Raw genomic sequence first — 16,616 nt, 5'->3', positions numbered from 1 at the left:
ACGGGGAGTACGACATGCGAACAATCATCGGCCTTGCAGCCCTGGCTCGGTCAGGTAAGGACACCGTAGCTTCGATGCTGCTGAGCTACCCGGGGGTTGCTGCCTACGCACTTGCCGATCCTCTCAAGCTTGGCTGCCAGGCGCTGTTTGGTCTCACCGAAGACGAGACATGGTGCGATGACATCAAGGAGCAGCCCATTGATCTGTGGGCTCGCTCTCCAAGAGAATTCTTCCAGACGGTTGGTACCGAATGGATGCGCAATCATAACCCAGACCACTGGCTGATCCGAGCGGAACGCGAAATCAATCCACCTGCGGCCGCACAGGACGGTACGCGCAAGGCCGCACCTGCCAAGCCAGAGCACACTCCATTTACCCTGGCCGCCCAAGCCATCTTTGATTTCACGGACGAGCAGCTGTCAGACCCGCAGCTGCTGGCCAGCCAGGACCCCACCTGGGGCCTTTCTCCCGCTGAAGCCATCGATCTGCTCAAACGCCACGCATACGCCTTGTACCCGGACTATGACACGCGTCGTGCCAAGCGCCCTCTCGAACAGCTGAAGCCGCGCAGCAAGATCCCTGCTGACGCCACGACCGTGATCTTCAAGGACATCCGCTTTGAAAACGAAGCCGCTTTTCTTCGCCACCACAACGGCCTGATCTGGCACATCGTTCGCCCAAACCTTCCGAAGGTGAACGCGCATTCATCTGAACGCGGCATCGCCCAGGCCCCCGGCGACCTGCTGATCAACAACGCGGGTTCCCTGGGGGACCTGCAGGCAGCTGTGCAGCACGCATGGCAGCAAAGCAAGCCGGCAAGGGCTTGTCAGAAGTCGCCTGCGACGCAATGAACGAGATACCGAACCATCGCGACCCGGCCATGCCGGCAGCTGCACTGCAAATGGCTGCAGGGTGGACTGCCACCGTTGCTCGGCATGGAGGCAGCCCAAGCCCCGCAAGGCCACTCAATGGGAATGCCGCGGCATCCCCCCTTCACGGGCGATCACACGCATGTGCAGCGTCGCCGGCTCCAGGCAGCCGCCGGTGGACAACTGCCCGACGAGTTGCCGATAGAGCTCCTGCCAGGGCGTCTGCGAGGCCGGGATGCTCGGCTTCCAGGCCGCGCGTCGGCGTGCCACCTCTTCGTCGTCCACCAGCAGGTCGACCCGCCGCTGGTTGAGGTCCACGCGCAGCCAATCGTTGGTCTGCAGCAATGCCAGGCCGCCGCCCACCGCCGCCTCCGGCGACATGTTGAGGATCGACGGGCTGGCCGAGGTGCCGCTCTGGCGGCCATCGCCCAGGCACGGCAGCGAGTCGATGCCTTTCTTGATCAGTGCCGCCGGCGGCGCCATGTTCACCACTTCGGCACTGCCTGGGTAACCCACGGTGCCGGCGCCACGAATCACCAGGATGCAACGCTCATCGATGTCCAGGGCGGGGTCGTCGATGCGCGCGTGGTAGTCCTCCGGCCCCTCGAACACGATGGCCCTGGCCTCGAAGCTGTTTTCCTTGCCCGGTTCGGCCAGGTAGGTCTTGCGGAAGGCTTCGCCCACCACCGACATCTTCATGATCGCGCTGTCGAAGAAATTGCCGCTGAGCACGATGAAACCGGCGTTGTGCTTGAGCGGCGCATCGAACGGCAGGATGACCTCGCGATCGCTGGTGGCTGCGTCGCGAACCACCTCGCCGATGGTCCTGCCGCTGACCGTCGCGCATTCCTCGTGCAGGCGGCCGGCCTTGCGCAGCTCATGCATCACCGCCGGAACGCCGCCCGCGCGGTGGAAGCCTTCACCCAGGTACTTGCCCGCCGGCATGCAATTGACCAGCAGCGGCACGTTCTCACCGATGCGCTGCCAGTCGTCCAGCGACAGCTCGATGCCCATGTGCCGGGCGATAGCGATCAGGTGCGGTGGACAGTTGCTCGAAGCGCCCAGGGCCGAAGCCACGGCGATGGCATTCTCGAACGCCTCGCGGGTCATGATCGACGACGGGCGCACGTCCTGCATCACCAGCTCGCAGATGCGCCGCCCGGTGGCGTAGGCCATCTGCCCGCGTTCGCGGTACGGCGCGGGGATGCTCGCGCAGCCTGGCAGCGACATGCCCAGGGCCTCGGCCAGGGCGTTCATCGACAGTGCCGTGCCCATGGTGTTGCAATGGCCGACCGACGGCGACGCGGCAGTGGTCATCTCCATGAAGCCTTCGTAGTCGATTGCGCCCGCGGCCATCAGGTTGCGCGCATGCCACAACACCGTGCCCGAGCCGATCAGCTGGCCCTTGTGGTGGCCATCGAGCATCGGGCCGCCGGACAGCACGATCGCCGGCAGGTCCGTGGTGGCAGCGGCCATCAGGCAAGCCGGCGTGGTCTTGTCGCAGCCGGTGGTCAGTACCACGCCATCCAGCGGGTAGCCGTGGAGGATTTCCACCAGGCCCAGGTAGGCGAGGTTGCGGTCCAGCGCTGCGGTTGGCCGGCGGCTCTGCTCGGCGATCGGGTGCACCGGGAACTCCATGGGGATGCCGCCGGCATCGCGAATCCCCGCCTTGACCCGCTGGGCCAGTTCCAGGTGGTGGCGGTTGCAGGGCGTCAGGTCACTGCCGGTCTGGGCGATGCCGATGATCGGCCGCCCCGATTGCAGTTCGTCGCGGGTCAGGCCGTAGTTCATGTAGCGCTCGACGTACAACGCGGTCATGTCGGCGTGGCTCGGGTCGTCGAACCATTGCTGGCTGCGCAGCGGGCGTTTCGCGGTATCGGTCATGTCGTTCTCTCTTGTATTTATGGGTACCCGTCAGCGTTGCAACACGCTGGCAGGTGCAGCGGCTATGTACCACTGAGGCGCCGCTGCCAACCGCGTCATCAAAGGCGGTATTCCCCGACAGAGTGGTGCAGCAGCCCTCGGGCAGCCAGGTTGCGCATCAACGCGCCGAGGCCGAAGGTCCAGGGGCGGGCCTTGTCACTCGTGGTGACCTGGTTGTGCAACTGGCCCAGCAAGGGGCTGGCGATGCGCACCTGGTCGCCAGGCTTGTGGGTGAAACCCGCACCCGGCAGGTCACGGTCCTCGGTCGGGGCGAACAGCGTGCCGAGGAACAGCAGGAAACCGTCGGGGTACTGGTGGTTTTCATTGAGCGTTTGCCGGACCAGATCCTCTGGGTCGCGGCTGATCTGGTCCATCGAGCTGCTGCCGACCAGGCGGTAGCCGTCGCTGCCCACGACTTCCAGGTCGACCACGCAGCGGCGCACCGCGTCCAGGTCGAAGGTTTCGTCGAACAAACGAATGAACGGGCCCACCGCGCACGAAGCGTTGTTGTCCTTGGCCTTGCTCAGCAGCAGCGCGCTGCGCCCCTCGAAGTCGCGCAGGTTGACATCGTTGCCCAGGGTCGCGCCGTGGATGCGGCCGCGGCTGTCCACCGCCAGCACCACCTCGGGCTCGGGGTTGTTCCAGGCCGAATGCGGGTGCACGCCAATGGCGCTGCCACTGCCTACCGCGGCCAGCACCGGGGCCTTGGTGAACACCTCGGCATCCGGGCCGATGCCGACTTCCAGATACTGCGACCACATGCCCTGTTCGATCAACAGCGCCTTGAGCGCCATGGCCTGCGGTGAACCTGGGCGCACCGCCCGCAGGTTGTCGCCGATCGCCGAGCGCACCGTGGCACGCACGGCCTCGGCCTTGCTGGCATCGCCACCGGCCTGCTCTTCGATCACCCGCTCGATCATGCTGGCAGCGAAGGTCACGCCTGCCGCCTTGATCACCTGCAGGTCGACCGGTGCAAGCAGGTAGGGCTGGTTGCCGTCGAACGCTGCGCCGCTATTGCCCAACAAGGCCTCGACGCTGCCCAGGAAGCGGCCCGAGGTGCTGCGCACGGCCTGCACGGGGTCTTCGCATTCGAGCAGTTGGCTAAGGGTGGCGAAACGCTCGGAGAGATCGAACACGCCGTCGGTGCGCAAGGTGATCAGCGAAGGGCCCCCAGGTTCGCCGGGGGTCCAGGCGCGACCGATCAGGGTGCCGGTCAGGCCATCCTCGGGCAGGGTATTGGCGGGGGTGAGCGTCATTGGCATGGCATCAAATCTCTCGGCACAGGAAAACTGCACGCTAGGCATGCCAGGCGATAAACTCCAATGGCATATTTTCACTATTCGATAACACTGGGTTATTGCAACAAGGTGGATCACATGTCGGACCTGTCTTTCTCCCACGTCTGCAACTGGCTCAAGTTCCGCCACCTGTTGCTGATCGACACGCTTGGGCGCACCCACAACATGCACCTGGCGGCGCAGCAGATGAACCTCACCCAGCCGGCGATCAGCAAGATGCTCAAGGAAATCGAGAATTTGCTCGGTTTCGCCCTGTTCGACCGCCTGCCGCGCAGCATGCCACCCACCGCGTTGGGCGAGCAGGTATTGCGCTATGCCCAGGTCGCCCTGAACGATGCGCGCAACTTCGTCGATCAGATCGACAGCCTGCGCCAAGGGGGGCACGGCCATTTGAAGGTGGGCGGCATCTTTGCTGCCACCGCCGTGGCGCTGCCGGATGCCATCGTCGAGATCAAGCAGCGCAAGCCATTGCTGTCGATCGAGGTGGTGGAGCAGACCAGCGATCACCTGATGGCCATGCTCGAGGACAAGATCCTCCACCTGGCCGTGGCCCGCTTCACCGACGTGTCGCAGCAGCAGCGCTTCGACTTCCAGCCACTGGCGCCGGAACCCTTCTGCTTCGTGGTCAACGACCAGCACCCATTGAGCAATGCCGGGCCTGTGACCTTGCCACAGCTGCTGGAGTGGCCATGGATTCTCTACCCCAAGGGCACGCCCATCCGCGGGCGCATGGAGCGGGCCTTCGCCCAGGCGGGCGTGGCCGTGCCGCGCAACACCATCGATACCATTTCCATGCAGACCTTCCTCAAGGTGCTACTGGGCGGGCCAATGATCGGCATGCTGCCGCAGGCGATGGTCGAGCCGCACCTGGCCAGTGGCGTACTGGTCAACCTTGACACGCCACTGCACCTGACACCCCAGGACTACGGCATTCTCACCCGCAAAGGCGAGCCCTTGAGCGGCGCGGCCCTGGAGTTTGCCGAGATTCTCCTGAACCATGCGCGTCGCGTTTCGGAGGATTGATAACCTACCGTTATCGGATGATCCCTAAAAGCCATTGGGCAAGAATCGCTGAGCCACCTAGATTAGCGCCCCATGTCTTCCGTAACGCCGAGGAATCATCCATGACGTCACACGCAGGCCAACAATTCATCGGCGGGAGCCGCCGCGCTACTGGCCAGGCGACCCTCTACAGCATCGATGCGCGCACCGGGCAGGCGCTGCCCGGCGCGTTTTATCAAGCCACGGAACAGGAAGTGGATGCCGCAGCCCGTGCGGCGGCTGCAGCCTATCCAGTCTACCGCGCGCTGCCCGCCGCGCGCCGCGCCGAGTTCCTCGATGCGATCGCCGAGGTGCTGGATGGCTTGGGTGATGACTTCATCGAAACCGTATGCCGTGAAACGGCCTTGCCGCCCGCGCGGATCCAGGGCGAGCGCGCGCGCACCAGCGGCCAGCTGAGGCTGTTCGCCACGGTACTGCGCCGAGGTGATTTCACTGGCGCGCGCATCGATCGTGCACAACCCGAGCGTCTGCCCCTGCCGCGCCTGGACATCCGCCAATGCCGCATGGGCCTGGGGCCGGTCGCCGTCTTTGGCGCCAGCAACTTCCCCCTGGCATTCTCGACGGCCGGTGGCGACACCGCCGCAGCGTTGGCCGCCGGCTGCCCAGTGGTGTTCAAGGCACACAGCGGCCACATGGCCACGGCGCAATGGGTGGCCGAGGCCATCGTCGGCGCCGCTGAGCGCTGCGCGATGCCGGCGGGTGTGTTCAACATGGTGTTTGGCGGCAGGGTCGGCGAGGCGCTGGTCAGGCACCCGGACATCCAGGCCGTTGGCTTCACCGGCTCGCTCAAGGGCGGACGGGCCTTGTGCGATATGGCCGCGGCGCGACCTCGGCCTATTCCGGTATTTGCCGAAATGAGCAGTATCAACCCGGTACTGGTCCTGCCCCAGGCGCTGGCGCTTCGCGGTGAGGCCGTGGCGCGTGAACTGGTGGCTTCGGTGGTATTGGGATGCGGACAGTTCTGCACCAACCCTGGCTTGGTGCTGGGGGTACGCTCAGCGCAGTTCAGCGCCTTCGTCGCGCACTTGAGCGCACAGATGGCCGAACAGGCGCCGCAAACCATGCTCAACGCCGGCACCCTGGCCAGCTACGCCCAGGCTGTGAACACCCTCAAGGCGCGGGCCGGCATCCGCCTGCTTGCCGGGGCCGAGCAGCAGGGTAACCAGGCCTGGCCGCAGCTATTCCAGGCCGATGCGAAATTGCTGCTGGACGCTGAACCGCTGCTGCAGGAAGAAATCTTCGGCCCGGCCACGGTGGTGGTTGAACTGGCTAATCAAGACCAGCTGCTTGCAGCGTTGCACGCGCTTGGCGGCCAACTGACCGCCACGCTGATTGGCGAGCCCGGCGACCTGGCGCAAGCCGCGTCTTTGGTAACGGTGCTTGAACAGAAGGTTGGCCGGGTGCTGGTCAACGGGTACCCGACTGGCGTCGAGGTATGCGAGGCGATGGTTCATGGTGGCCCGTATCCGGCCACCTCGGATAGCCGTGGCACCTCGGTCGGCACGCTGGCGATCGAGCGCTTCCTGCGTCCGGTGTGCTACCAGAATTTTCCCGACGCACTGCTTCCCGAGGCACTGCGCGACGCCAACCCACTGGGGCTGCTGAGACTGGTCGATGGCCAGCCCAGCCGCGAGCCGATTCACTGAACACTGTTACTCACAGGCGCAACACCACCGGGTGCGGTCGTGCCCGGTGCTCTTTCAATAACAACAATCAGGCATGCACGACATGCCAAGAGGCTGGTTATGGATCATCAAGTTGTCGACCCCGTGCGCGATCAGGCTTTCGAGGATCGCACCTATCGCAAAGTAATCGTCCGCATCCTGCCGGTCCTGTTGCTGTGTTACATGGCTGCCTATCTCGACCGGGTGAATATCGGCTTCGCGAAACTGAGCATGCTGGAGGATCTGCAATTCAGTAATACCGTCTATGCCCTCGGCGCCAGCGTTTTCTTCTGGGGCTATTTTCTGTTTGAGGTCCCCAGCAACCTGCTGCTGCATCGATACGGCGCCCGGTTCTGGATTGCCCGCATCATGCTGAGCTGGGCCATCGTCTCCATGGCGGTCGCATTTACCCAACCCCTCGCCTCGTTCTTCCACGTCGAGTCCAGCACAATGTTCTACGTGCTGCGCTTCCTGCTCGGCATCTGTGAGGCCGGCTTCTTCCCAGGCGTGATTCTTTACCTCAACTACTGGTTCCCCACCCATCGCCAAAGCCGGGTGATGTCTGGGTTCCTGATGGCACTGCCTGTCAGCCTGACGCTAGGCGGTATCTTGTCGGGGTGGCTGATGACCAGCATGGACGGTTGGCACGGTATGGCCGGCTGGCAGTGGATGCTGCTGATCGAGGGCGTACCATCGCTGGTCATGGCGGCAATCGTTTTTGGCTGCTTGTGCGACAACATCGACAAGGCTGCCTGGTTGTCCCAGCAAGAAAAGGAACTGCTCAAGGCCAACCTGAAGCAAGATGCGCACGGCAAGGTTTCGCGCCTGAAGGATGCCTTCTTCAGCCCACGAGTCTGGCTGCTGGTATTCATCCTGCTGACTTTCAACACAGGCTTCTACGGCCTGGCCTTCTGGATGCCATCGATCATCAAGAGCGCGGGAGTGACCAGCAGCCTGGAAATCGGCTTGCTGACCGCCATCCCCTATGGCGTGGCGGTAATGGCCATGTTCCTCAACGCACGCCACTCCAACCGCACTGGCGAACGCCGGCTGCATGCTGCGATCCCGGCGTTCATCGGTGGTTGCGGATTGATCCTCAGTGCAGCTTTTGCACATGACGTCGTGCTTTCAATCGTGTTCCTGACCGTCGCTGCATCAGGGGTGCTCAGCCTGATGCCTATCTTCTGGACGCTGCCGGGCACAGTACTCTCAGGTGTCGCTGCTGCGGCTGGCATTGGCATGATCAACGCTTTCGGCAACCTGTCCGGTTTCACCGGTTCGATGATTACAGCCGTGGCAGAGAACCTCACCGGCGACATCAACAACGGCACCTATGTGCTGGGCCTGTGCCTGTTCTTCAGCGGCGCACTGGTCATGGCGATTCCGGCGGGGATGTTGAAGCGGCCCGACGCGCAGCCCCGCACGCAGTTGCTGGAGGCTGCATGAGCGAAGCGCAAGCCTGCGCCAGGCGCTGCCGATGTCGGCGCTCGACGAGCGCGAACATCAGCTCGCCGGGCACACCGGCAGCCCTCAAGGTTGTTCGTCAGGCTTCGGCCGTTCGGCTGCTTGCGCGCCGCCGGCTGGGGCGTCCTGCGCAGGCGGTTGCTCGGGCGCGGGCTGCTCGGCCGGCTCATCCGCCGCTGGCGCTTCAGGCGACGCGCCCGCGTCGGCCCCCGGCTGGGGCTGTGGCGCGGGGCTGGAGCGGTAGTCCGCACGGCGCTTGAGCTGGAACTCGCGCACCGCCGAGTTGTGGTCGTCGAGGTCGTCGGAAAACACATGGCTGCCATCGCCACGGGCAACGAAGTACAGGCTGGTGCCATCCGACGGGTTGAGCGCCGCATGAATCGCCTCGCGGCCGACCATGGCAATCGGCGTCGGCGGCAACCCGGTCATGGTGTAGGTGTTGTACGGCGTCGGCTCGCGCAGGTCGGCACGCGTGATCTTGCCGTTGTAGCGCTCACCCATGCCGTAGATCACCGTCGGGTCGGTCTGCAGCATCATGCCCAGGCGCAGGCGCCGCACGAAGACCCCGGCGATCTGCCCGCGCTCCTGGGGAATACCGGTTTCCTTCTCTACCAGCGAGGCCATGATCAGCGCCTGGTACGGGTCGCGGTACGGCAGGTCGGTGGCGCGCTCCGCCCACTCCTTGGCCAGCACTTCATCCAGGCGCATGTACGCCTGCTGCAGCAGCTCGACGTCGCTCATGCCCCGCACGAAGCGGTAGGTGTCGGGGAAGAAGCGCCCTTCGGGGAACACACCGGTATGGCCGAGCTTGTCCATGACCTCTGCATCCGACAGGCCGTCCAGGGTGTGCTTGAGCTTTTCATGCCTGGCCACGGCAGCCCGCACCTGGCGGAAGGTCCAGCCCTCGACCAGGGTGAGGTTGTACTGCACCACGTCGGCCCGCCGCCAGGCATCGAACAGCTGCTCGACGGTCATGCCGGGGGTCAGGCGGTACTCGCCGGTGTGCAGGGGCGTACCGGCCATGTTGAACCGCCAGTACAGGCGCAACCAGACAGCGTCGTCCAGCAACCCTTCGTTCTGCATGCGATAGAACATGCGGTTGGGGTTGGTGCCATTGGGCACGTCGAGCAGGCGTTCCTGCGTCACGTGCAAGGGCTGCTGCAGGACCGAGTTGACCTTCCAGGCCGACCAGCCAACGGCCAGGCCGGCAAGGATCAAGCTCATTTCCAGCAGCAGCAGGAATTTGCGTCTCACGAATTCAGGTTTCCAGTAACGTACGGGCAACGGCCTGCAGTTTACGGGTGAGCGGGCCCGGCGACCAGTTTAGCGCGGCGATGCCACGCACAGGCCAGACACCGTAGACACTATTGCAAACAAATACTTCATCGGCCTGTTCCAGCGCCTCGAACGGCAGGTCGCATACCTGCAGCGGGATGCCCTGCAGCGCCGCCTGTTGCAGCAACGCAGCGCGCATCACGCCAGCGACGCCGCAACGGCTGAGGTCAGCCGTGAACAGCTTGCTGTCGCGCACCAGGAACAGATTGCTGAACACCCCTTCGATCAGCCTGCCCTGCCCATCGCGCATCAGCCCTTCGGCATGTTCGCTGTCCTGCCATTCGGCACGGGCCAGCACCTGCTCCAGGCGGTTGAGGTGCTTCAGCCCGGCCAGCAGGGGTTGCTCGCCAAGCCGGGTCTGGCACAGGAACAGCCGCACGCCGCGCTCGGCATGTTCGACAGGATAGCTGGGTAACGGGCTGCCCTGCAGGATACGCCGCGGCATGGCACCGGCAACCGGCGCATAGCCGCGCTGGCTGTCACCACGGGTAATGATGAGTTTGGCAATGCCATCACCGAGCTGGCTGGCATAGCGCAGGAGTTCGTCGCGCACCAGTGCCAGGTCGGCATCGATCGCCAGGCGCTGGCAACCCAGCGCCAGGCGGGCGAGGTGGCCGTCCAGCAAGCTGGGCCGGCCGCCACGCACGGCGATGGTCTCGAACAGGCCATCGCCGTAGGCCAGGCCGCGGTTCTGCAGGTTGACTGCAGCCGCTGGCTGGCCGTCGATCCAGCTGTGCATCAACCGGCGAACCGGCGGAATACCAGCGAACCGTTGGTGCCGCCGAAACCGAACGAGTTGGACAGCACCACGTCGATCGGCATGCTCCGGGCCTGATGTGGCACGAAGTCGAGGTCGCAACCTTCGTCCGGCTCGTCCAGGTTGATGGTGGGCGGCGCCATCTGGCTGTTGATGGCCAGGACGCTGAAGATCGCTTCCACCGCACCGGCAGCGCCCAGCAGGTGGCCGGTCATCGACTTGGTCGAACTGACCGCCAGCTTGTAGGCATGCTCGCCGAACACGCGCTTGATCGCGGCGACTTCAGCGATGTCGCCCGCCGGGGTCGAGGTGCCATGGGCGTTGATGTAGCTGACCTCTTCCGGCTGGATGCCGGCGTCGCGCAGGGCGTTGGCCATGCAGCGGGCAGCGCCTTCGCCAGTGTCGGGCGGCGATGTCATGTGGTAGGCATCACCGCTCATGCCGAAGCCGACCAGCTCGGCATAGATGGTGGCACCACGCGCCTTGGCGTGCTCCAGCTCTTCAAGCACCAGGGCACCAGCACCGTCGGACAGCACGAAGCCGTCACGGCCCTTGTCCCACGGACGGCTGGCCCGGCTTGGCTCGTCGTTGCGGGTGGACAGTGCACGCGAGGCACCGAAACCGCCCATGCCCAGGCCGCAGGCAGCCATTTCGGCGCCACCGGCGATCATCACGTCAGCTTCACCGTAGGCGATGTTGCGCGCGGCCATACCGATGCAGTGGGTGCCGGTGGTGCACGCCGTGGCGATGGCATAGTTCGGCCCCTGCAGGCCCAGGTGAATCGACAGGAAGCCGGAGATCATGTTGATGATCGAGCCCGGCACGAAGAACGGCGAAATGCGACGCGGCCCCGAATCGTGCAGGGTGCGGCTGGTTTCTTCGATGTTGGTCAGGCCGCCGATACCCGAGCCCATGGCTACGCCAATCCGCTCGCGGTTGGCGTCGGTGACTTCCAGGCCGGCATTACGCACCGCCTGGAAACCGGCCGCCAGGCCGTACTGGATGAACAGGTCGAGCTTGCGGGCCTCCTTGGCCGACAGGTATTGCTCGACCTCGAAGCCTTTCACCGAGCCGCCAAAACGGGTGGAGTAGGCAGACAGGTCCGTGTGTTCGATCGGACCGATGCCACTGCGGCCAGCCAGAATGCCCTGCCAGGTGCTCGGTACATCGGTACCCAGTGGCGACAGCATACCCATACCGGTGACCACGACGCGTCTACGCGACACAGTACTCTCCTTTTCTAATAACAGAGTCTCTTGCCATTGCATTCAAGCGCTGGAATGAAATGGCAACAGGCTCTTGGTGCGCGGTGAACGAGGCAGCCTGGAAAATGCGGGCGCTCGCAAAGAAAAAACCGCACGCCGGCGAAGGCAGTGCGGTTTTCCCCGACAAGTAGCGTCGACTAGAGCGTCTTAGGCCTGGTGGGCTTTGACGTAGTCTACGGCAGCTTGAACGGTAGTGATCTTCTCGGCTTCTTCGTCAGGGATTTCGGTCTCGAATTCCTCTTCCAGAGCCATCACCAGCTCAACGGTGTCAAGCGAATCGGCACCCAGGTCATCGACGAAGGACTTCTCGAGAGTCACTTCCTCTTCCTTGACGCCCAGTTGCTCGGCGACGATTTTCTTGACGCGTTCTTCGATGTTGCTCATACCTAGGTTTACTCCTAATGGATATATGTCAGGCAGCTGGCCGGTGGCTAATTTTATAGAAAGACGTTCGCTTTTCAAGCTAAACGCACTTTCAGGGCAGTCACCGTACCCGCTGCCTGGAATCTGGTTGCAGCTTTATAACGGATTTTAGGCTCGCAGTATGACTCTTTTTTTACGAAATCCGTCACATTGAGTTGCAGTGTTACATGTACATCCCGCCGTTGACCGGCACGGTAGCGCCGGTTACGTAGGCTGCGCCGTCGGATGCCAGGAACGAAACCACCTTGGCGATTTCGTCGGCCTGGCCCAGGCGGCCCAACGGGATCTGGGTCTGCAGCGCTTCACGCTGCGCTTCCGGCAGTTCGCGGGTCATGTCGGTGTCGATGAAGCCCGGGGTCACCGAGTTGACTGTGATACCGCGCGAGCCCACTTCACGCGCCAGGGCGCGGCTGAAACCTTCGAGGCCCGCCTTGGCGGCCGCGTAGTTGGCCTGGCCGGCGTTACCCATGGCACCGACGACCGAGCCGATGCTGATGATACGACCCCAGCGCGCCTTGGTCATGCCACGCAGCACGCCCTTGGACAGACGGTAGAGGCTGTTCAGGTTGGTGTCGATCACGTCGAACCACTCGTCGTCCTTCATGCGCAGCATGAGGTTGTCACGGGTGATACCGGCGTTGTTGACCAGGATGGCGGGCGCGCCGAACTGCTCGCCGATGGCGGCCAGCACAGCCTCGACCGATTCGGCGCTGGTCACGTTCAGCTCCATGCCGGTGCCGGTGATGCCGTGCTCCTTCAGGGTGGCGGCGATGCGCTCGGCGCCGGAAGCCGACGTGGCGGTACCAATCACGGTCGCGCCCTGGCGGCCCAGCTCGAGGGCGATGGCCTGGCCAATGCCACGGCTGGCGCCGGTGACCAGTGCAACTTTACCTTGCAGGCTCATGCAAGCTTCTCCAAATCAGGCCAGCGCCGCACGGGTGGCGGCGACGGCGTCAGGGGTATTGAGGTTGTAGGTGGTGACACCATCGGCGCAACGCTTGTTCAGGCCTGCCAGCACCTTGCCTGGGCCACACTCGACCAGGTTGACGGCACCGTTCGCCGCCAGGGTCTGCACGCATTCGACCCAGCGCACCGGCTGGTACAGCTGCGCCAGCAGGTCCTGCTTGAGGGCGTTCAGGTCAGCGGCGACGGCAGCGGTGACGTTCTGCACCACCGGAATCTGCGGGGCCTTCCACTCGATGGCGTTGACCGACTCGGCAAAGCGCTCGGCAGCCGGCTGCATCAGCGCGCAGTGCGACGGCACGCTGACCGCCAGCGGCAGGGCGCGCTTGGCACCCTCGGCCTTGCACAGCTCCATGGCACGGTCTACCGCAGCCTTGTTGCCGGCGATGACCACCTGGCCTGGCGAGTTGAAGTTGACCGCGCTGACCACCTGGTCCTCAGCGGCTTTGTCGCAGATTGCAACCACCACGGCGTCGTCCAGACCGAGAATGGCAGCCATGGCACCGTGGCCGGCCGGCACGGCTTCCTGCATCAGTTGGCCACGGCGCTCGACCAGGCGCACGGCGTCTTTCAGGCTGATGCTGCCGGCGGCGACCAGGGCGCTGTATTCACCCAGGCTGTGACCGGAAACGAAGGCCGGCCGTGCACCGCCCTCATCCAGCCACAGGCGCCACAGCGCAATGGAAGCGGTGAGAATGGCCGGCTGGGTCTTGTCGGTCTGGTTGAGTTGTTCTTCCGGGCCTTCCTGGACCAGCTTCCACAGGTCGTAACCAAGTGCCTCGGACGCTTCCTTGAAGGTTTCGATGATCACTGGCTTCTCGGCGCCGAGCTCGGCGAGCATGCCCAGCGACTGGGAACCTTGACCGGGAAAGACGAATGCGAGAGATGCAGACATTGAACAAGCCCTTATGATCTTGTCGTCGGATAGGGTGCGCCAGGCCCTGGGCCAGGCGCGGAATCTGAAAGCTTGGATGGAGACTCCATCTGCGCGGTCACATTTAAGCACTTCATCGGCGATATGCCTAAAGTCTTTGTTTACCTGTGTCGGCCCCTTCGCGGGCTTGCCCGCCCCCACAGACACCCCACAATCTTCAGCCCTGTGGCAATCCTGTGGGAGCGGGCAAGCCCGCGAAGGCGCCGACACAGCTACAGGAGCAAATCCTCCAACCGCCCATGCAAACGCTGCGGCAGGTTCTCCTGGATTTCGATCAATGCCCGCTGGATGGCACTCTGGAAGCCCTGCACGCCCGCCGAGCCATGGCTCTTGATGACGATGCCCTGCAACCCGAGGAAGCTCGCCCCATTGTGCCGCGCCGGCGCGAGGTCGGCCTGCAGACGCTTGAGCAGCGGCATCGCCATGGCCCCGGCCATCCGCGACAACACGCCACCCTTGAACAACTGCTCGATGCGCGCACCGATCATCGTTGCCAGGCCCTCACTGGACTTGAGCAGGATGTTACCGACGAAGCCGTCGCAAACCACCACGTCCGCCTCGCCACGATACAAGCCGTCGCCCTCGACGAAGCCCACATAGTTGAGCCCGCGAGCGTTCTGCAACAGGCTGGCCGCCAGCTTGACCTGCTGGTTGCCCTTGATGTCCTCGGTGCCGATGTTCAGCAGCGCCACGCGCGGCCTGTGCACGCCCAGGGCTTGCGCAGCCACCGAGCCCATCACGGCGAACTGGTAGAGGTTTTCCGCACTGCAGTCGACGTTGGCCCCCAGGTCGAGCAGCTGGCAATAGCCGGACTGGGTCGGGATCGCCGCCACCATGGCCGGCCGATCGATACCCGGCAGGGTCTTGAGCACGAAGCGCGACAGCGCCATCAACGCGCCAGTGTTGCCGGCACTGACACAGGCCTGCGCCTTGCCGTCGCGCACCAGTTCGAGGGCGATGCGCATCGACGAGTCGGGCTTGCCACGCAGCGCCTGGGAGGGCCGCTCATCCATGCCGACCACCTCGCTGGCGGCCACGATCTGCAGGCGCGCGCGATCCGCAGCCGCAAGGCCGCTGACAAGATCTTCAAGGAGGGAGGGTTGACCGACGAGGGTCAGGTGCAGCGAGGGAGTAGCCGAAAGGCAGGCAATGCTAGCCTGGACAATGCTGCGGGGACCGAAGTCCCCGCCCATTGCGTCGATCGCGATGATCTGAGCGGACAAGGATTACTCGTCAGCGCCCTTGTCGATCACTTTGCGACCACGGTATACGCCTTCTGGCGAAACGTGGTGACGCAGGTGTACTTCACCGGTGGTTTTCTCTACCGACAGCGCGTTTTCCGACAGGGCGTCGTGCGAACGGCGCATGTCACGGGCAGAGCGGGATTTTTTGTTCTGCTGAACAGCCATAATTGATTAACTCCTAAACGTTTGGGTCACGCTTTAACTGCGCCAAAACACTGAACGGGTTGGACCGCGATACCTCGTCCTTGCTCGATTCGGGCTCGTCTGCGCCCGCCGGCTGCTGGCATTCTTCCGGATGGTGAGCAGGCACGATTGGCAAGGCGAGCAGAAGCTCTTCCTCGATCAATGCCTGCAGATCCAATGGATCTTCGCCCAGTTCCAGCACGTCATAGCCTTTCGGCAACGACTGGGTATTCGCACCCTCCTTCACCACGGCGTATGTACATTCGCTGTGGATCGGCAGGGTGACCAGCTCAAGACAACGCTGGCAAACCATCTTGACCTCGACGTCCAGCTCGCTGTGGATAACCACTACGTGCTGTTCATCTCGTTCAAAATCGAACTTCGCCTGCACCGTACCGACATTGTCGGAAAGCGGGTCGCAGAGTCTTTCCAAATCAGCGAGTTGCAGCGAACCGTTGATGGTTACGCCGCGATCAGCCAATTTGCGCGGGTCAACGTGAGGTGGAATCGGGTCATTCAACATAGGCGCAGCATTCTAGGGATGCCCCCCGCCCCTGTCAAAGGAAATTCGGCGGCATCGTGCGTGATAGAATTTGGTTCAACCGATCCAGGAGTCTACCATGCTTCCTCTGTTACTGGCTTCCAGCTCTGCCTACCGCCGCGAACTGCTCGCACGCCTGCGCCTGCCCTTCAGCTGGGCAAGCCCTGACATAGACGAGCAGCGCCTGCCTGGCGAACCGGCTGCAGACCTGGTGCAGCGCCTGGCCAGGCAGAAGGCACAAGCGTTGGCCAGCAGCCATCCGGCACACCTGATCATCGGTTCGGACCAGGTTGCGGTGCTGGGCGAGCAGGTCCTGGGCAAGCCGCACACCTTCGAGCGCGCCTGCGAGCAGTTGCTGGAATGCAGCGGGCAACAGGTGAGCTTTCTGACCGGGCTGGCACTGCTGAACAGCGCCACCGGGCAATGCCAGGTGGATTGCGTGCCGTTTACCGTGACATTGCGTGAACTGAGCCGCGAGCAGGTGGAGCGCTATGTGGCGGCAGAACAGCCGCTGGATTGCGCTGGCAGCTTCAAGGCGGAGGGGCTGGGGGTGAGCCTGTTCCAGAGCACGCACGGGTGCGATGCGACCAGCCTGATCGGGCTGCCTTTGATTCGACTGGTGGATATGCTGACCAAGGAAGGCATGGCCATCCCTTGAGACCCTGGGGCCGCGTTGCGGCCCCGGCAATCT

16 protein-coding genes are annotated in these 16,616 nt (G+C 63.8%); 5 read left to right on the top strand and 11 right to left on the bottom strand.

The features are described from left to right. Nucleotides 1-14: 14 nt before the first annotated feature. Nucleotides 15-851: a deoxynucleotide monophosphate kinase gene (locus ACJA3S_RS07470; RefSeq protein WP_406821348.1), complete on the top strand. Its 837-nt coding sequence runs from the start codon at nucleotides 15-17 to the stop codon at nucleotides 849-851. Between the two features lie 114 nt (nucleotides 852-965). Here the strand turns inward: ACJA3S_RS07470 and ACJA3S_RS07465 are convergent, their stop codons facing one another. Beyond that, complete coding sequence (locus ACJA3S_RS07465) at nucleotides 966-2,753, bottom strand: IlvD/Edd family dehydratase (protein WP_406821347.1); 1,788 nt, start codon at nucleotides 2,751-2,753, stop codon at nucleotides 966-968. A gap of 98 nt (nucleotides 2,754-2,851) precedes the next feature. After that, nucleotides 2,852-4,054 carry a fumarylacetoacetate hydrolase family protein gene (locus ACJA3S_RS07460; protein ID WP_406821346.1) on the bottom strand — a complete coding sequence of 401 codons (1,203 nt, stop codon included), beginning with the start codon at nucleotides 4,052-4,054 and terminating at the stop codon, nucleotides 2,852-2,854. A 114-nt stretch (nucleotides 4,055-4,168) separates the two neighbouring features. Here ACJA3S_RS07460 and ACJA3S_RS07455 point away from each other — a divergent pair, with 114 nt between their 5' ends. The 3 genes from ACJA3S_RS07455 to ACJA3S_RS07445 all read left to right on the top strand — a co-directional run bounded on the left by ACJA3S_RS07455 (nucleotide 4,169) and on the right by ACJA3S_RS07445 (nucleotide 8,262). Further along, entirely contained in the window at nucleotides 4,169-5,113 is a 945-nt protein-coding gene (locus tag ACJA3S_RS07455; RefSeq protein WP_406821345.1) for a LysR family transcriptional regulator, read from the top strand. 101 nt (nucleotides 5,114-5,214) lie between these two features. Continuing rightward, the gene (locus ACJA3S_RS07450; RefSeq protein WP_406821344.1) at nucleotides 5,215-6,798 is read left to right on the top strand and encodes an aldehyde dehydrogenase (NADP(+)); all 1,584 of its coding nucleotides are present in this window, start codon (nucleotides 5,215-5,217) and stop codon (nucleotides 6,796-6,798) included. Nucleotides 6,799-6,897: 99 nt separating this feature from the next. Further along, a complete protein-coding gene (locus tag ACJA3S_RS07445) occupies nucleotides 6,898-8,262 on the top strand; it encodes an MFS transporter (protein ID WP_406821343.1) in 1,365 nt (454 codons plus the stop codon). 84 nt (nucleotides 8,263-8,346) lie between these two features. Here the strand turns inward: ACJA3S_RS07445 and mltG are convergent, their stop codons facing one another. The 9 genes from mltG to ACJA3S_RS07400 all read right to left on the bottom strand — a co-directional run bounded on the left by mltG (nucleotide 8,347) and on the right by ACJA3S_RS07400 (nucleotide 15,907). After that, nucleotides 8,347-9,534, bottom strand: coding sequence for an endolytic transglycosylase MltG (gene mltG / locus ACJA3S_RS07440; protein WP_406821342.1), 1,188 nt, complete (start codon nucleotides 9,532-9,534; stop codon nucleotides 8,347-8,349). Between the two features lie 4 nt (nucleotides 9,535-9,538). Continuing rightward, entirely contained in the window at nucleotides 9,539-10,354 is an 816-nt protein-coding gene (gene pabC, locus ACJA3S_RS07435; RefSeq protein ID WP_406821341.1) for an aminodeoxychorismate lyase, read from the bottom strand. Beyond that, on the bottom strand, nucleotides 10,354-11,598 hold the full coding sequence (fabF, locus tag ACJA3S_RS07430; RefSeq protein WP_170028915.1) for a beta-ketoacyl-ACP synthase II: 1,245 nt from the start codon (nucleotides 11,596-11,598) through the stop codon (nucleotides 10,354-10,356). Before fabF ends, pabC begins: the two co-directional genes overlap by 1 nt. A 186-nt stretch (nucleotides 11,599-11,784) precedes the next feature. After that, nucleotides 11,785-12,021 (bottom strand): acyl carrier protein, encoded by a 237-nt coding sequence (gene acpP / locus ACJA3S_RS07425; RefSeq protein WP_016715141.1) that lies wholly within the window; start codon nucleotides 12,019-12,021, stop codon nucleotides 11,785-11,787. 202 nt (nucleotides 12,022-12,223) lie between these two features. Then, the gene (fabG, locus tag ACJA3S_RS07420) at nucleotides 12,224-12,964 is read right to left on the bottom strand and encodes a 3-oxoacyl-ACP reductase FabG (protein WP_003247160.1); all 741 of its coding nucleotides are present in this window, start codon (nucleotides 12,962-12,964) and stop codon (nucleotides 12,224-12,226) included. Between the two features lie 15 nt (nucleotides 12,965-12,979). After that, nucleotides 12,980-13,918, bottom strand: coding sequence for an ACP S-malonyltransferase (gene fabD, locus ACJA3S_RS07415; protein ID WP_406821340.1), 939 nt, complete (start codon nucleotides 13,916-13,918; stop codon nucleotides 12,980-12,982). 251 nt (nucleotides 13,919-14,169) lie between these two features. Further along, nucleotides 14,170-15,180 (bottom strand): phosphate acyltransferase PlsX, encoded by a 1,011-nt coding sequence (gene plsX / locus ACJA3S_RS07410; protein WP_406821339.1) that lies wholly within the window; start codon nucleotides 15,178-15,180, stop codon nucleotides 14,170-14,172. Nucleotides 15,181-15,183: 3 nt separating this feature from the next. Further along, complete coding sequence (rpmF, locus tag ACJA3S_RS07405; RefSeq protein WP_010223221.1) at nucleotides 15,184-15,366, bottom strand: 50S ribosomal protein L32; 183 nt, start codon at nucleotides 15,364-15,366, stop codon at nucleotides 15,184-15,186. Nucleotides 15,367-15,379: 13 nt separating this feature from the next. Continuing rightward, entirely contained in the window at nucleotides 15,380-15,907 is a 528-nt protein-coding gene (locus ACJA3S_RS07400) for a YceD family protein (protein WP_170028912.1), read from the bottom strand. Between the two features lie 97 nt (nucleotides 15,908-16,004). Between ACJA3S_RS07400 and ACJA3S_RS07395 the strand changes: the two genes are divergently transcribed. Further along, nucleotides 16,005-16,583, top strand: a complete 579-nt coding sequence (locus ACJA3S_RS07395) for a Maf family protein (protein ID WP_406821338.1) — start codon at nucleotides 16,005-16,007, stop codon at nucleotides 16,581-16,583. Nucleotides 16,584-16,616 lie beyond the last annotated feature (33 nt).

The sequence above is a fragment of the Pseudomonas sp. KnCO4 genome (assembly GCF_045344305.1).
Lineage (GTDB): Bacteria > Pseudomonadota > Gammaproteobacteria > Pseudomonadales > Pseudomonadaceae > Aquipseudomonas > Aquipseudomonas anuradhapurensis.
The sequence above is the reverse complement of the archived record's forward strand: the minus strand, read 5'-3'. Positions and strand labels throughout refer to the sequence as shown.

Bases quoted from the DNA above. Each gene is read 5' to 3' on its own strand.
- ACJA3S_RS07400 (WP_170028912.1), bottom strand. From the start codon at position 15,907: ATGTTGAATGACCCGATTCCACCTCACGTTGACCCGCGCAAATTGGCT.
- ACJA3S_RS07445 (WP_406821343.1), top strand. From the start codon at position 6,898: ATGGATCATCAAGTTGTCGACCCCGTGCGCGATCAGGCTTTCGAGGAT.
- ACJA3S_RS07460 (WP_406821346.1), bottom strand. From the start codon at position 4,054: ATGCCAATGACGCTCACCCCCGCCAATACCCTGCCCGAGGATGGCCTG.
- fabD (WP_406821340.1), bottom strand. From the start codon at position 13,918: ATGTCTGCATCTCTCGCATTCGTCTTTCCCGGTCAAGGTTCCCAGTCG.
- fabG (WP_003247160.1), bottom strand. From the start codon at position 12,964: ATGAGCCTGCAAGGTAAAGTTGCACTGGTCACCGGCGCCAGCCGTGGC.
- ACJA3S_RS07395 (WP_406821338.1), top strand. From the start codon at position 16,005: ATGCTTCCTCTGTTACTGGCTTCCAGCTCTGCCTACCGCCGCGAACTG.
- rpmF (WP_010223221.1), bottom strand. From the start codon at position 15,366: ATGGCTGTTCAGCAGAACAAAAAATCCCGCTCTGCCCGTGACATGCGC.
- ACJA3S_RS07465 (WP_406821347.1), bottom strand. From the start codon at position 2,753: ATGACCGATACCGCGAAACGCCCGCTGCGCAGCCAGCAATGGTTCGAC.
- pabC (WP_406821341.1), bottom strand. From the start codon at position 10,354: ATGCACAGCTGGATCGACGGCCAGCCAGCGGCTGCAGTCAACCTGCAG.
- ACJA3S_RS07470 (WP_406821348.1), top strand. From the start codon at position 15: ATGCGAACAATCATCGGCCTTGCAGCCCTGGCTCGGTCAGGTAAGGAC.
- acpP (WP_016715141.1), bottom strand. From the start codon at position 12,021: ATGAGCAACATCGAAGAACGCGTCAAGAAAATCGTCGCCGAGCAACTG.
- ACJA3S_RS07450 (WP_406821344.1), top strand. From the start codon at position 5,215: ATGACGTCACACGCAGGCCAACAATTCATCGGCGGGAGCCGCCGCGCT.
- ACJA3S_RS07455 (WP_406821345.1), top strand. From the start codon at position 4,169: ATGTCGGACCTGTCTTTCTCCCACGTCTGCAACTGGCTCAAGTTCCGC.